Raw genomic sequence first — 14,208 nt, forward strand, 5'->3', positions numbered from 1 at the left:
CCACCAACAGGTCCACCTTGCACACGCCGAAGGTATCCCTGCCGTGGCTGGATGGCGGCAGGGAGTTAAACGGGAATCCGGTGAAGGCGCTTCGTGCGCCCATTCCGGAGCTGCCCCGCAGCGGTGAATGGAAACGAATCCTGCCAACAGCACTGGGCTCGCGCCTGGGAAGCGGCAGGGAGTAGGTGGGCTGCGGCCCGTGTCCATCAGCCCGAATACCGGCCCCGGCCGGGGGACACGACCGTCCCCTGATTCGACCTGGACTCTCCGCGGGGAGGGTGCCGGGGCCATCGCCAGCCTGCATGCGCAGGCGGCGTGGCCGCGCGCGTCCTGTTCACGGTAACCGGCCAGACCGCTCCCACGCCCTGACGCACGCCACGATGACCGAGTTCCAACGCCCCACCCTGACCCTGCCCGCCGATGGCAAGCGCCTGCTGCTGCATTCTTGCTGCGCGCCGTGCTCGGGCGAAGTGATGGAGGCGATCACCGCTTCCGGGATCGACTACGCGATCTTCTTCTACAACCCCAACATCCACCCGGTGAAGGAGTACGAGCTGCGCAAGCAGGAGAACATCCGCTTCGCCGAGCAGCACGGCATCCCGTTCATCGACTGCGACTACGACACCGACAACTGGTTCAGCCGCGCGCGTGGCATGGAGAACGAGCCCGAGCGCGGCATCCGCTGCACGATGTGCTTCGACATGCGTTTCGAACGCACCGCGCTGTACGCGCACGAGCACGGCTACGACACCATCAGTTCGTCGCTGGGCATCTCGCGCTGGAAGAACATGGCGCAGATCAACGACTGCGGCATCCGTGCGGCGTCGCGCTATGAAGGCCTGCAGTACTGGGACTACAACTGGCGCAAGGGCGGCGGTGCCAGCCGCATGATCGAGATCAGCAAGCGCGAGCAGTTCTACCAGCAGGAGTACTGCGGCTGCGTGTACTCGCTGCGCGATGCCAACCGCCATCGCCGAGAGAACGGCCGCGAGCGGATCCGGATCGGCCTGCTGTACTACGGGCAGGACGCTGAGGCGCCGCAGGGCGATTGACGTGCAGGCATGGGGCGGCCACGCTGGTCGCCCTTTCTGATGTAGTGGATCTGCCATGACTGTCCTGCCCGCCGATGTCGCCCTGCTGGTGATCGACCTGCAGCCGGACTTCATGCCGGGCGGTGCGCTGGCCTGCGACCAGGGCGATGCGCTGGTGGCACCGATTGCCGATCTGTTGGCGCAGCGCCGCTACCGCACCGTGGTGGCGACCCAGGACTGGCACCCGGCCGACCACGCCTCGTTCGCCAGCCAGCACCCCGGCAAGCGACCGTTCGAGACCATCCTGCTGCACGCGCAGCCACAGACCCTGTGGCCCGACCATTGCGTGCAGGGCAGCGATGGCGCCGCGCTGCACCCGGGCGTGGACTGGACCGTGGCCGACCTGATCCTGCGCAAGGGCACCCGCCCACAGGTGGATTCGTACAGCGCCTTCCGCGAGAACCACGGCCCCGATGGCGAGCGCCCGGCTACCGGCCTGGCCGGCTGGCTGCATGAGCGCCGCATCCGCGAAGTGCACGTGTGCGGCCTGGCACGCGACTACTGCGTGCTGTGGAGCGCGCAGGACGCGGTGAAATCCGGCTTCCGGGTGAAGTTCCTGTGGGACCTGACCCGGCCGGTGACCGAAGCCAACGACGCGATGGTGCGCGAAGCGCTGGGCAAGGCGGGGATCGCGATCGTCTGAGGCGTGACCGCCGGGCATGGCCCGGCGCTACCGCGCACGTCGCTTATGCCGCTTGCGCGCTCCTGCCCACAACAACACAATCGATTCATCCAGCCCCCTAACTACGCCCCCCTACAGATCGCGGGACGGCCGAACCGGGGGCTTTTCATTGGATGAAATCAGGATTCGGTAGCGCCGGGCCATGCCCGGCGGACGCGGGATGGGCGATTACCGGAACACCACCGTGCGATGCCCATTGAGCAGGATGCGGTGCTCCACATGGCGGCGAACCGCGCGTGCCAGCACCAGCGATTCGGTGTCGCTGCCCAGCCGCACCAGCTCGCGCGGCGCCATGGCGTGGTCAACGCGGGCCACGTCCTGTTCGATGATCGGGCCTTCGTCCAGATCCTCGGTGACGTAGTGCGCGGTGGCACCGATGATCTTGACCCCGCGCGCGTGCGCCTGGTGATAGGGCTGCGCGCCCTTGAAGCTGGGCAGGAAGCTGTGGTGGATGTTGATCGCACGGCCGGCCAGCGCACGGCACAGCGTGGGTGACAGGATCTGCATGTAGCGCGCCAGCACCACCAGGTCGATGCGCTCACGCTCGACCAGGTCGATGATCTGCTGCTCCTGCACCGCACGCGTATCGGCGGTCACCGGCAAGTGGTGGAACGGTACCTGGTAGGACGCGGCCAATGGCGCGAAGTCGGCGTGGTTGGACGCCACTGCCGCGATGTCGACCTTCAGCTGGCCGCTGTGGGCGCGGAACAGCAGGTCGTTGAGGCAATGCCCCTGCTTGCTGACCAGCACCAGCAGGCGTGCCCGGCGGCGGCCGTCATGCAGCTGCCAGTCCATGCCGAAGCCTTCGGCAAGTTTGGCCATCGCGGCATGCACGGTCTCCAGCGGCAGGCCGGCGTCGCGGTCGAAATGCACGCGCAGGAAGAAGCGGCCGCTTTCCTCGTCGCCGAACTGCTGGGCGTCGAGGATGTTGCAGCCGTGGTCGAACAACAGGCCGGACACACGGTAGACGATGCCGGTACGGTCCGGGCAGGACAGGGTGAGGATGGAGTCGGGGCGCATCGCCACAGTGTAGGCCAGCAGGGTGTCGATCGGAGCGATGGTCACCGATGCAAGCGAAGGGCTTGGTTCTGTCCCAAGCGATACTTGGCCGATCCCGTGGCAAGCTGGCCGGTCATGAACCTGTTGCAATTGATCCGCAGCTTCACCCGCACCGCAGAGACCGGCAGCATTGCCGCCGCGGCCCGCATCCTTGGCATCAGCGCCACCGCAGTCGGCCAGAACATCCACCGGCTGGAGGCGCATCTGGGCGTAAGGCTGCTGAACCGGAGTACGCGCCAACTCGCCCTCAGCGAGGCCGGCGCGCTGTACCTGGCGCAGGTGCGCCACATCGAAGCCGACCTGGCGCGCGCGCAGGCGATGGTCACCTCCGGTGACATCGAACCGGCGGGGCCGCTGCGCATCGCCAGCAGCAGCGCGTTCGGTCGCCACGTGCTGGCACCGTTGCTGCCGTCGCTGCAGCAACGCTACCCGCAGCTGCAGCTGGAGCTGCGCCTGACCGACCGCGCCGTGCAGCATGGCCCTGAAGCGGTGGACGCCAGCATCCGCATCGGCGCGCAGCTGGAAGACGGCGTCGTCGCACGGCAGCTGGCGCGCGTGCCGTTCGTGTTCTGTGCCGCGCCGGCCTACCTGCAGGCCCATGGCACGCCGCAGGAACCCGCCGAACTGGATCGCCATCGCGGGCTGCTGCACCGCTTCCCGACCGATGGCCGGCCGCTGCGCTGGGGCCTGCTGAAGGACGGCCAGCGCGTGGACGCCGCGCTGCCACCGAGCATGGTCTGCGATGACATCGATGCGCTGGCGACGCTGGCGGCGGCCGGTGCCGGCACCACCCGGCTCGCCGCATTCGTGGCCGAGCCGTACCTGCGCGATGGCCGCCTGCAGGCGGTGTTCGGCGCCGACACCGCGTGGCGCCCGGAACCGATGGAAGTCTACTTCTGCGTCAGCGACCGCCGCGATTTCACCGCCAAGATCCGCGCGCTGTTCGAGCACCTGCAGGCCGGCATGGCGCCGGCCTGGCGGGTGTGAGCCTCAGCGCGCCTTGAACACGCCACGCGCCTCGCGCGGCTCGCAGCGCAGGTACTGCGGTGCCGGTTCCACGCTGTCGCGCAATGCGGCAGCAGCGTGCCACGGCCAGCGCGGGTCGTAGAGGATGCCGCGTGCCAGCGCTACCGCATCGGCGTGGCGATGGCGCAGGATCGATTCGGCTTGCTCGGGCTCGGTGATCATGCCCACCGCGATCACCGGCATGCGTACCTTGGCCTTGATCGCCGCGGCGAACGGCACCTGGTAGCCCGGGCCGACGGTGATCTTCTGGCGCTCGTCCAGGCCACCGCTGGAAACGTGCAGGAAGTTGCAGCCGCGCGCGTCCAGCACCTGGGCCAGCGCTTCGCTCTGCACCAGATCCCAGCCACCCTCGACCCAGTCGCTGGCGGAAATGCGCACGCCCACGGCGATCCTGTCCGATACCGCCGCACGCACTGCGTCGAACACCTCCACCAGCAGGCGCAGGCGGTTCGGCAGCGAGCCGCCATAGCCATCGGTGCGGCGGTTGCTCAGCGGCGACAGGAACTGGTGCAGCAGGTAGCCGTGCGCGGCATGCAGCTCGATCAGCTCGAAGCCCAGGCGCTCGGCGCGCACCGCACTGGCGGCGAAGGCGGCGATCACCTCGGCGATGCCGGCCTCGTCCAGTTCCTGCGGTGCCGGATCGGCGGCATGGAACGGCAGCGGCGACGGCGCCACCGTGGCCCAGCCACGCGCATCATCGGCCGGTAGCTGGCCGCCGCCGTCCCACGGGCGCTTCACCGAGGCCTTGCGACCGGCGTGGCCGAGCTGGATGCCCAGCGGCATCGGCGACCAGCGGCGGACGCTGGCCAGCACCTGTGCCAGCGCGGCCTCGGTGCCGTCATCCCACAGGCCCAGGTCGGCCCAGCTGATGCGGCCGCGCGGCTCGACCGCGGTGGCTTCCAGGATCAGCAGGCCGGCGCCGGACTGCGCCAGGTTGCCCAGGTGCATGGCGTGCCAGTCGCTGGCGCGACCGTCTTCGGCGGAGTACTGGCACATCGGCGCGATGACGATGCGGTTGGACAGGGTCAGGGGGCCGAACGAGATCGGCGAGAACAGCTGGCTCAAGACGGTGATGAACGACGTAGGGGGTGCGTATTGCACCGCTGCGCGGCTCGCGGATCAACCATCTGGATGGATCGCTGTTTCGCGTGACCTGCAGCAGCCGAGCGTGCGCCCGGCTCTACAGAAGCCCTCGCCCCTTGTAGAGCCGAGCCCGTGCTCGGCTCAGCGCGCAGCCCACGTGGCCAGCGCTTCAGCGCAGTCCCGCTCATCCTTGAACAACAGCAGGTCGTCGGCTCGGGTGCGGCCTCGGTTCAGCGCCGCTACCGGCAACCCTGCCTTCGCGGCCGCCTGCACGAAGCGGAAGCCGGAATAGACCATCAGCGACGAGCCCACCACCAGCACGGCGTCGGCCTGCTGCAGGTGATCGTGCACCGCCGCCACGCGTTCACGCGGCACGTTTTCGCCGAAGAACACCACATCCGGCTTCAGCAGGCCGCCGCAGTACGGACAATCGGGCACCACGAACGTGGAGAAATCGGTCTCCAGATCGGCATCGCCATCGGGCGCGATACCGGCATCCAGCGCATCCCAGCCCGGATTGGCCTCCAGCAGCCGCTGCTGGAAATCCTCGCGGCCACTGCGGCGCTCACAGCTCATGCAGCGCACCCGGTCCAGGCGGCCATGCAGGTCGATCACCTTGTGGCTGCCGGCGCGCTGGTGCAGGCCGTCCACGTTCTGGGTCAGCAGCAGCTGCAGCTTGCCGCGGCTTTCCAGGGCAGCCAGGGCCTGGTGGGTGCCGTTGGGCCGCGCCAGGCCGAAGCGCGGCCAGCCCAGCAGGCTGCGCGCCCAGTAGCGCTGGCGGGTGGCCGCCTCGCCCATGAAGGCCTGGTAGGTCACCGGCGGCGTGCGTTTCCACTGGCCGTCGGTATCGCGATAGTCGGGAATGCCCGAGGCAGTGCTGCAACCGGCGCCGGTCAGCACGAACAGGCGCTGGGCGTGGTCGATGAAGTCGGTCAGCGGCGAGGTCATGGCTGCCAGATGGGGGCGCCGCAGCGCCCGTGCAAGCGCCGGCTCAGGCGGCCGGCAGCGGCGGCACCGCGATCGGGTGGCCGTCCTCGTCCAGCGCGATCATCACGAAGTGGCCGCGGGTACACAGCTTGCGCTCACCGCTGTGCAGGTCCTCGGCGACCAGTTCCACCTCGACCTTCATCGAGCTGCGCCCGACTTCGACGATGCGGCCGATGGTTTCCACCATCTGGCCGATGCGGATCGGCAGCTTGAAGTCGACCTGGTCGCTGCGCGCGGTCACCACGGTGCGGCGCGAATAGCGGGCGGCGGCCAGGAAGGCGGCCTTGTCCATCCACGCCAATGCCTGGCCACCGAACAGGGTGCCAAGGTGGTTGGTGTGGTTGGGGAAGACGATTTCGGCCATGCGCACTTCGGTGGGCGGCACGGTTTCGGGGATCGGGGTCATGGGGGTGCTTCGGTGTGGGGTCCGTCAATTTTAAGCCAGGCCCCGTGCAGGCGACGCTACACTGCGCCACGCCCACTGCCAGGACCGCCCATGCCCGCACTTTCCGACCTGTTGGCCTTTGCGCTGGTTTCGCTGGCCATGGTGCTCACGCCCGGGCCGAACATGATCTACGTCATCTCGCGCTCGATCTGCCAGGGGCCGCTCGCCGGGCTGATCTCGCTGGGCGGGGTGGCGCTGGGCTTCGTGTTCTACATGCTGTGCGCGGCACTGGGCATCACCGCCCTGCTGATGACCGTGCCGTTCGCCTATGAGGCGCTGCGCATCGGTGGCGCGCTGTACCTGCTGTACCTGGCGTGGCAGGCGCTGAAGCCCGGCGGCCGTTCGCCGTTCGCGGTGCGCGAGCTGCCGCAGGACAGCCCGCGCAGACTGTTCACGATGGGCTTGCTGACCAATCTGCTGAACCCGAAAGTGGCGGTGATGTACCTGTCGCTGCTGCCGCAGTTCCTGCATCCCGATGGCGAAGGCAGCGTGCTGATGCAGTCGATCGTGCTGGGCTGCACCCAGATCCTGGTCAGCGTCAGCGTGAACGGCCTGATCGCGCTGGCCGCCGGCAGCATCGCCGGCTTCCTGGCCGCGCGCCCCACCTGGCAGAGGCTGCAGCGCTGGCTGATGGGCACGGTGCTGGCCGGGTTGGCGGTGCGCATGGCGGTGGAAGGACGGCGCTAGCGCTTTGTAGAGTCGAGCCATGCTCGACTCTACAAAAGCCAGGCGCGCAACAAAAAACCCCGGCATTGGCCGGGGTTTTTCGTTGCGACGGGCCTGACCGGTTCGATCAGAAGTTCATGTCGAAGGCGACTTCGCCCTGCACGCCGACCTGGTAGGCCGAGACGCGGCGTTCGAAGAAGTTGGTCAGTTCCTGCACGTCCTGCAGTTCCATGAACGGCAGCGGGTTGCGCACGTTGTACTTCTTTTCCATGCCCAGTTTGGCGAAGTGCTGATCGGCACAATGCTGCAGGTACTGGCGCATGTCACGGGTCGAGATGCCGGCCACGCCGCCGGACAGCACGTCCTCGGCGAACTGCACTTCGCATTCGATGGCTTCGGCCAACATGTCGTAGACCTGCTGCTTCATCTCGTCGTCGAACAGGTCCGGCTCTTCCTCACGCACCACGCGCACCGACTCGAAGGCGAACTCCATGTGCGCGCTTTCGTCGCGGAACACCCAGTTGGTGCCCGAAGCCAGGCCCGGCAGCAGGCCGCGCGAACGGAAGTAGTACACGTAGGCGAAGGCAGCGAAGAAGAACAGGCCTTCGATGCAGGCAGCGAAGCAGATCTGGTTGAGCAGGAACTGGCGGCGCTGTTCGCGGGTCTCGATGCGGGTCAGGTCCTGGATCGAGTCGATCCACTTGAAGCAGAAATCGGCCTTCTTCTTGATCGAGTCGATGTTCTCCACCGCCGAGAACGCCTTGGCGCGCTCTTCCGGGTCCGGCAGGTAGTTGTCGAGCAGGGTCAGGTAGAACTGCACGTGCAGTGCTTCTTCATACAGCTGGCGCGACAGGTACATGCGCGCTTCCGGCGCATTGAGGTGCTGGTACAGGTTCAGCACCAGGTTGTTGGACACGATCGAGTCGCCGGTGGCGAAGAACGCGACCAGGCGGTGGATCAGGTGGCGCTCGCCCGGCGACATCTTGCTGTGCAGGTCGGTGATGTCGATCTGGAAGTTGATCTCTTCCACCGTCCAGGTGTTCTTGATCGCATTCCGGTACATGTCATAGAACTGCGGGTAGCGCATCGGGCGCAGGGTCAGTTCAAAACCGGGATCGAGCAGCATCTGCTTGGGCTTGTCGGCCATGGGTGTTTCCTTGAATTCTCGGGTCAAAACGCCGGGCATGGCCCGGCGCTACCTTGGTGTTTCCGTGCTGCAGCCGAGCATGGATCGGCTCTACAGGTGCGAGGTGCTCGAGTGCCGACCAACGGTCGGCACCCACCGCGCGGTGTGTTACTGGCAGGCCTCGCAGGCTTCCGGGTTTTCCAGCGAGCAGGCGATGGCTTCGTCCGGGCTGAACACCTTGGCCGGTGCGGCGGCACTCACCGTGGTCTTGGCGATCTTGGTGGCCGGGCGCGAACGCAGGTAGTAGGTGGTCTTGATGCCCTGCTTCCAGGCGTACATGTACATGGAGGACATCGCGCCGATGTTCGGGCTTTCCATGAACAGGTTGAGCGAGGCCGACTGGTCGATGAAGGCGCCACGCTCGGCGGCCATGTCGATCAGCGAACGCATCGGCAGTTCCCACGCGGTGCGGTAGACCTCGCGCAGCGTTTCCGGGATCTGCGCCACGCCGGCGATCGAGCCTTCGGCCAGCTTGATGGCATCGCGCATTTCCGGCGTCCACAGGCCCAGCTTCTTCAGCTCGTTGACCAGGTAGCGGTTGACCTGCAGGAAGTCACCGGACAGGGTCTCGCGCTTGAACAGGTTGGACACCTGCGGCTCGACGCACTCGTAGCAACCGGCGATCGAGGCGATGGTCGCGGTCGGCGCGATCGCGATCATCAGCGAGTTGCGCAGGCCGTGTTCCTTGATGCGCTCACGCAGGGCATCCCAGCGCGCAGTGTCCTCCGGCACCACGTTCCAGGCGTCGAACTGCAGTTCGCCGCTGGCGGCACGGGTGTCGTTGAACGACGGGTGCTTGCCGCGTTCCTGGGCCAGCTCGCAGGAGGTTTCCAGCGCGTGGAAGTAGATCGCTTCGGCGATCTTCTTCGACAGCGCGCGGGCTTCGGCGCTGTCGAACGGCAGGCGCTTGCGGAAGAACACATCCTGCAGGCCCATGCAGCCCAGGCCGACCGGACGCCAGCGCAGGTTGGCGCGGCGGGCGGTTTCGATCGGGTAGAAGTTCAGGTCGATGACGCGGTCGAGCTGGCGCACGGCCAGGCGCACGGTCTCGGCCAGCTTCTCGAAGTCGAACTCGTTGTGCTCGTCGAAGTGGTTGCCCAGGTTGATCGAACCCAGGTTGCACACTGCGGTTTCATCGTTGGAAGTGACTTCCAGGATTTCAGTGCACAGGTTGGACAGGTGGATCACGTTGCCCGGACGCAGGGTCTGGTTGCTGGCGCGGTTGCACTTGTCCTTGAAGGTCATCCAGCCGTTGCCGGTCTCGGCCAGCGTACGCATCATGCGGGCGTACAGCTTGCGCGCGGAGATGGTGCGGTTGGCCTTGCCCTGGGCTTCGGCCTGCAGGTAGGCAGCCTCGAAGGCTTCGCCAAACAGGTCGGTGAACTCCGGCACGACGCGCGGATCAAACAGCGACCATTCCTGGTCGGCCTCGACGCGCTTCATGAACAGGTCCGGCACCCAGTTGGCCAGGTTCAGGTTGTGCGCACGGCGGGCTTCGTCACCGGTGTTGTCACGCAGTTCGAGGAAGTCCTCGATGTCGGCGTGCCAGGTTTCCAGGTACACGCAGGCTGCGCCCTTGCGCTTGCCGCCCTGGTTCACCGCGGCCACGGACGAATCCATGGTCTTCAGCCACGGCACGATGCCGTTGGAGTGGCCGTTGGTCGACTTGATCAGCGAGCCACGCGAACGCACGCGGGTGTAGCTGACGCCGATGCCGCCGGAGAACTTCGACAGCTGGGCGATGTCGCCATACTTGGCATAGATCGACTCCAGCGAGTCCTGCGGCGAGTCCAGCAGGAAGCACGAGGACAGCTGCTCGTGGGTGGTGCCGGAGTTGAACAGGGTCGGGCTGGACGGCAGGTAGTCCAGGTTGCCCATGCGCTTGTACAGCGCCAGGGTCTCGGACACGTCCTCGCTCAGCGCGCTGGCGATGCGCAGGAAGAACTGCTGCGGGGTCTCGATCACCTTGCGGGTGTGCGGATGGCGCAGCAGGTAACGGTCGTACAGGGTACGCAGGCCGAAGTAATCGAAGTTCAGATCCAGCGAGATGTCGATGGCGTCGTTGAGCTTGCGCGCATTGGTCTGCACGAAGTTCAGCAGGCGGTCGTTGATCAGGCCGACTTCATGGCCACGGCTGACTGACTGCGAGAAGGCGTAGATTTCCTGGCCCGAGACTTCCTTGGCAATGTAGTTGGCCAGCAGGCGCGCAGCGAGGCGGCCGTACTCGGGCTCTTCGCCAATCAGCAGGGCGGCGGTGCGGATGGACAGTTCGTCCAGCTCGCGGGTGGTAGCGCCGTTGTACAGGCCGGAAATGGTGCGGGTGGCCACGCGCATCGGATCGACGGCGTGCAGGCCTTCGGAGGAACGCTGCACCGCGCGCACGATCTTGTTCAGGTCCACCAGCTCGGTGGTCCCGTTGCGCTTGGTCACACTCATCGCGTTGGCCGTCGGCGGCGACGTCAACAGGAATTCGCTTTCCTTCTCGATGGTGGCGCTGGATTCGGTGCTCACGGCGTATGTCCTCTTGGCGTGATTGGGGGTGCTCGATGCATCGGGGTGACGCAACCCGGGACATGACGGCCCAGGATGGCAGGACGGCGTCGCAGGGGATGAGACCCTGCGCCTGCCACTGCCGTTGACGATCGCGGGAGGTATTGCTGCCAGCCCCCAGACCTGGGGTTGCTGCGACCGACGGCCACAAGATAGTGGGGGTAGTGGGGTCCGTCAACGCCAAATGTAGTGAAATTCGGCAATCCCTTGCGCCGCAAGGATCGTGCCATCGGCGCCCTGATCAGACGCTTCAGACCTGCCGGAACGGGCTGCGCAGTCAAGCCCGAAAGGCGTCATTGCGGTGGTACAACGCGCTGCGGAAACGGAACAATGACAGCTTCACATGACAGTGATGAAACTGGCTAGGGACAACCCTGTGGATAGGTGGTGGGCATCCGGTGGACGTCGGGATCACCCGCCGGGCAGCGACGCGAGGCCGCATGTGTCGGCCGGGCCGGATGGGCGCCGTTGGGAGCGCGGTTGCGCCCACCCGATAGCCGCGCCGTGCTGTTGTAGAGCCGAGCCCACGCTCGGCTGCTTTTGAATGATGTGCCGAAAAGCAGCCGAGAGTGGGCTCGGCTCTACAAACGGCACTACCCTCACGCCCGGTGCGGGGTGCCCAGGTACTCGGCGCTCTGCATCTCGATCAGGCGCGAGGCGGTGCGCTCGAAGGCGCCCTGCAGGCGCTGGCCGGTGTACAGCTCGACCGGCGAGGTGCTGGCGGTGCAGACCAGGTTGACGTGGCGGTCGTACAACTCGTCGATCAGGTTGACGAAGCGGCGCGCGGCATCCTCATTCAGGCGATCAAAGGCGGGAATGCCGCCCAGCAGCACCGTGTTGAACTCGTGCGCGATCTCGATGTAGTCCGAGGGCCCGCGCGGGCCCTCGCACAGCGCGGCAAAATCGAACCAGGCAATGCTCTTGCCACGGCCGCGCACCGGAATCTTGCGGCCCTCGATCTCGATGTTGCCGGGCTTGGCCGGCTGGCCGCCGCTCAGTTCGCTCCAGCGCGTGGCCAGCCAGTCGTCGCTGTCGGCGGCCAACGGTGCGCGGTACACCGGCGAGCGGGTCAGCGCGCGCATCCGGTAGTCCTCGGTGCCTTCGGCGTACAGCTCGACGCAGAAGCGCTGCAACAGGCCGATGGCCGGCAGGAAGCTCTCGCGCTGCAGGCCGTTGAGGTACAGGTTCTCCACCGCCGTGTTGGAGGTGGTGACCAGGGTCACGCCTTCGGCGAACAGGCGCTCCAGCAGCCGCGCCAGCAGCATCGCATCACCGATGTCGGTGACGAAGAATTCGTCCAGCACCAGCACGCGCAGGTTGCTGCGCCACTCCTGGGCGATCTTCGCCAGCGGGTCGCTCTGCCCCTGGTGCTCACGCAGGCGCTCGTGGACGCTGCGCATGAAGCGATGGAAGTGGGTGCGGTACTTCTGCTTGATCGGCAGCCCGTCGTAGAACAGGTCGACCAGGAAGGTCTTGCCGCGGCCGACGCCGCCCCAGAAGTACAGGCCCTTCACCGGCTCGGGCTTCTTCCAGAACGCGGACAGGCGGTCCAGCCAACCGTCCTCGGCACTGTCCAGCAGGCCCAGGTGGATGCGGTCCAGCTCGGCCAGCGCTGCATGCTGGGCCGGGTCGTCCTGCCAGTCACCACGGGCGACCCCTTCCGCGTACCGCTGCGACGGGGTCAACTCGGTTGCACTCATGCCGCCGCGCCCAACCAATGCTTCACGCCGTGGGTCAGTGCGCCGCGCAGGTCGATCAGCTTGCGGTGGAAGAAGTGGCTGGTCTCGGGCATGCGCACCAGCTCATGCGGGAACTCCAGCGTGTCCAGCCACTGGTAGACAGCCTGCGGGTCGACGATCTCGTCCTGCTCGCCCTGGATCACCAGCCAGCGCGCCGGCGGCACGATGCCATCGAAGTCCCAGCGGCCGGCCGGTGGCGCGATCGAGATCAGCGCTTCCGGCTGCAGCGCGGCAGCGGCCTTCAGCGACACGAACGAGCCGAAGCTGAAACCGGCCAGCCACAGGCGGTCGTGCGGGCGCTGGCTGCGCACCCAGGCGGCGACCGCCTTCAGGTCATCCTGCTCGCCCACGCCGTGGTCGAACTCACCGGCCGACGCGCCAACACTGCGGAAGTTGAAGCGCACCGTAGCGATGCCCAGCTCGCGCAGGGTGGTGGCGGTCATGGTGACCACCTTGTTGTGCAGGGTGCCGCCTTCGGTGGACAGCGGATGGCAGACGATGGCCACGATCGGCTGCACCGGCGCGTCGGCCTTGGGCAGGTCGACGACCACTTCCAGCGGGCCGGCCGGGCCATCCAGTTGGAGACAGGCGGTTTCGCCGGGGGCGACGGGGAACGAGGGCTTGTGCATGGCACCATGATACCGTCCCCCGCCCCTGCCCTGTGCCCGCCCCATGCTCTACCTGTCTTTGGCCGTGATCTGCAGCGTGCTGGTTTCGGTGGTGTTGAAGGTGGCTGGACGCCGCCAGCTGGATGTCGCGCAGATGGTCACCTGGAACTATCTGGTGGCGGCAACGCTCACCGCCGCGGTACTGCGGCCGCCACTCGATGCGCTGCGCGCGCCACATGCCCCGTGGCTGTCGTTGCTGGCGCTGGCGGTGGTGCTGCCGTCGATCTTCCTGGTGCTGGGCCGAGCGGTGGCGGTGGCCGGCATCGTCCGCAGTGACGTGGCGCAGCGCTTGTCGCTGCTGCTGTCACTGGCCGCCGCGTTCCTGTTCTTCGGCCAGACCGCCACGCCGTGGAAGCTGGCCGGGCTCGGCCTGGGCCTGTTGGCGATGGTGGCGATCAGCCTGCGCCCACGCGGGCCGGTGGTCGCGTCCTCGCCCGGCGGCTGGGGCTGGCTGCTGGGGGTATGGGCCGGGTTTGCGGTGGTGGACGTGCTGCTCAAGCAGGTGGCGCTGTCCGGCACGCCGTCGATGGCGGCGGTGCTGGCCAGCTTCAGCGTGGCCTTCGTGCTGATGCTGGCCCTGCAGCTGTGGCGGCATGCGCGTGGCCGCAGCCGGCTGGCCTGGCGGAACCTGGGCGCAGGCGCGCTGCTGGGCCTGCTCAATGGCGGCAACATCCTGTTCTATGTGCATGCGCACCAGTCGATGCCGGACAACCCGGCCACCGTGTTCGCAGGCATGAACATCGGCGTGGTGGTGCTGGGTGCACTGGTGGGCGTGTTTGCCTTCGGCGAGGCCACCACGAAGTGGAACCGTGCCGGTTTGGCGCTGGCGGTGCTGGCGATCGGACTGATCGCCTGGGGGTGAGCATTGGTCGCGGCGGGCCATTTCCGCGCCCGCGGAGGGATGTCACTTTTCTTTTCGCGCGAAAAGAAAAGTGACCAAAAGAAACGCGCCGCCAGCCGCGAGCCGGTGCTGTGCACCGGTACCCTGCGCTTCTCGGCTCGCTTGAAGGCGGACTGGAGGATAAA

General features: G+C 67.0%; 13 protein-coding genes and 1 riboswitch. Of the genes, 5 read left to right on the forward strand and 8 right to left on the reverse strand.

What is annotated here, in order from left to right; translation table 11 throughout:
- Positions 1-27 precede the first annotated feature (27 nt).
- A riboswitch (cobalamin riboswitch) is annotated at positions 28-242 on the forward strand.
- Between the two features lie 138 nt (positions 243-380).
- Both RCF13_RS19030 and pncA read left to right on the forward strand, forming a co-directional pair.
- Complete coding sequence (locus RCF13_RS19030) at positions 381-1,052, forward strand: epoxyqueuosine reductase QueH (RefSeq protein WP_061480745.1); 672 nt, start codon at positions 381-383, stop codon at positions 1,050-1,052.
- 55 nt (positions 1,053-1,107) lie between these two features.
- Positions 1,108-1,734 (forward strand): bifunctional nicotinamidase/pyrazinamidase, encoded by a 627-nt coding sequence (gene pncA, locus RCF13_RS19035; protein ID WP_134968612.1) that lies wholly within the window; start codon positions 1,108-1,110, stop codon positions 1,732-1,734.
- Positions 1,735-1,941: 207 nt separating this feature from the next.
- Here pncA and purU read toward each other — a convergent pair whose 3' ends face one another.
- On the reverse strand, positions 1,942-2,793 hold the full coding sequence (gene purU / locus RCF13_RS19040) for a formyltetrahydrofolate deformylase (RefSeq protein ID WP_061480748.1): 852 nt from the start codon (positions 2,791-2,793) through the stop codon (positions 1,942-1,944).
- Positions 2,794-2,907: 114 nt separating this feature from the next.
- Between purU and RCF13_RS19045 the strand changes: the two genes are divergently transcribed.
- Complete coding sequence (locus tag RCF13_RS19045) at positions 2,908-3,819, forward strand: LysR family transcriptional regulator (protein ID WP_231352469.1); 912 nt, start codon at positions 2,908-2,910, stop codon at positions 3,817-3,819.
- A gap of 3 nt (positions 3,820-3,822) precedes the next feature.
- Here the strand turns inward: RCF13_RS19045 and RCF13_RS19050 are convergent, their stop codons facing one another.
- From RCF13_RS19050 to RCF13_RS19060, 3 genes are all read right to left on the reverse strand, one after another.
- The gene (locus tag RCF13_RS19050; RefSeq protein WP_072167307.1) at positions 3,823-4,923 is read right to left on the reverse strand and encodes an NADH:flavin oxidoreductase/NADH oxidase; all 1,101 of its coding nucleotides are present in this window, start codon (positions 4,921-4,923) and stop codon (positions 3,823-3,825) included.
- A 159-nt stretch (positions 4,924-5,082) separates the two neighbouring features.
- A complete protein-coding gene (locus tag RCF13_RS19055) occupies positions 5,083-5,889 on the reverse strand; it encodes an NAD-dependent protein deacetylase (RefSeq protein WP_231352467.1) in 807 nt (268 codons plus the stop codon).
- Between the two features lie 43 nt (positions 5,890-5,932).
- Positions 5,933-6,334: an acyl-CoA thioesterase gene (locus tag RCF13_RS19060; protein ID WP_021203756.1), complete on the reverse strand. Its 402-nt coding sequence runs from the start codon at positions 6,332-6,334 to the stop codon at positions 5,933-5,935.
- A 90-nt stretch (positions 6,335-6,424) separates the two neighbouring features.
- On the opposite strand from RCF13_RS19060, the gene RCF13_RS19065 reads away from it, so the two are divergent.
- A complete protein-coding gene (locus RCF13_RS19065) occupies positions 6,425-7,060 on the forward strand; it encodes a LysE family translocator (RefSeq protein WP_061480273.1) in 636 nt (211 codons plus the stop codon).
- Positions 7,061-7,166: 106 nt separating this feature from the next.
- On the opposite strand, the gene RCF13_RS19070 is transcribed toward RCF13_RS19065, so the two are convergent.
- From RCF13_RS19070 to RCF13_RS19085, 4 genes are all read right to left on the reverse strand, one after another.
- On the reverse strand, positions 7,167-8,186 hold the full coding sequence (locus RCF13_RS19070) for a ribonucleotide-diphosphate reductase subunit beta (protein WP_005420683.1): 1,020 nt from the start codon (positions 8,184-8,186) through the stop codon (positions 7,167-7,169).
- Between the two features lie 147 nt (positions 8,187-8,333).
- A complete protein-coding gene (locus RCF13_RS19075; RefSeq protein ID WP_061480272.1) occupies positions 8,334-10,736 on the reverse strand; it encodes a ribonucleoside-diphosphate reductase subunit alpha in 2,403 nt (800 codons plus the stop codon).
- Between the two features lie 638 nt (positions 10,737-11,374).
- Positions 11,375-12,475, reverse strand: a complete 1,101-nt coding sequence (zapE, locus tag RCF13_RS19080; RefSeq protein WP_061480271.1) for a cell division protein ZapE — start codon at positions 12,473-12,475, stop codon at positions 11,375-11,377.
- Positions 12,472-13,143, reverse strand: a complete 672-nt coding sequence (locus RCF13_RS19085; RefSeq protein WP_061480270.1) for a CocE/NonD family hydrolase — start codon at positions 13,141-13,143, stop codon at positions 12,472-12,474. Before RCF13_RS19085 ends, zapE begins: the two co-directional genes overlap by 4 nt.
- 43 nt (positions 13,144-13,186) lie before the next feature.
- Between RCF13_RS19085 and RCF13_RS19090 the strand changes: the two genes are divergently transcribed.
- Positions 13,187-14,044 carry an EamA family transporter gene (locus RCF13_RS19090; RefSeq protein ID WP_061480269.1) on the forward strand — a complete coding sequence of 286 codons (858 nt, stop codon included), beginning with the start codon at positions 13,187-13,189 and terminating at the stop codon, positions 14,042-14,044.
- The last annotated feature ends 164 nt before the right edge of the window (positions 14,045-14,208 follow it).

Origin of the sequence: Stenotrophomonas maltophilia group sp. RNC7, from assembly GCF_030910085.1 — a bacterium.
GTDB lineage: Bacteria > Pseudomonadota > Gammaproteobacteria > Xanthomonadales > Xanthomonadaceae > Stenotrophomonas > Stenotrophomonas sepilia.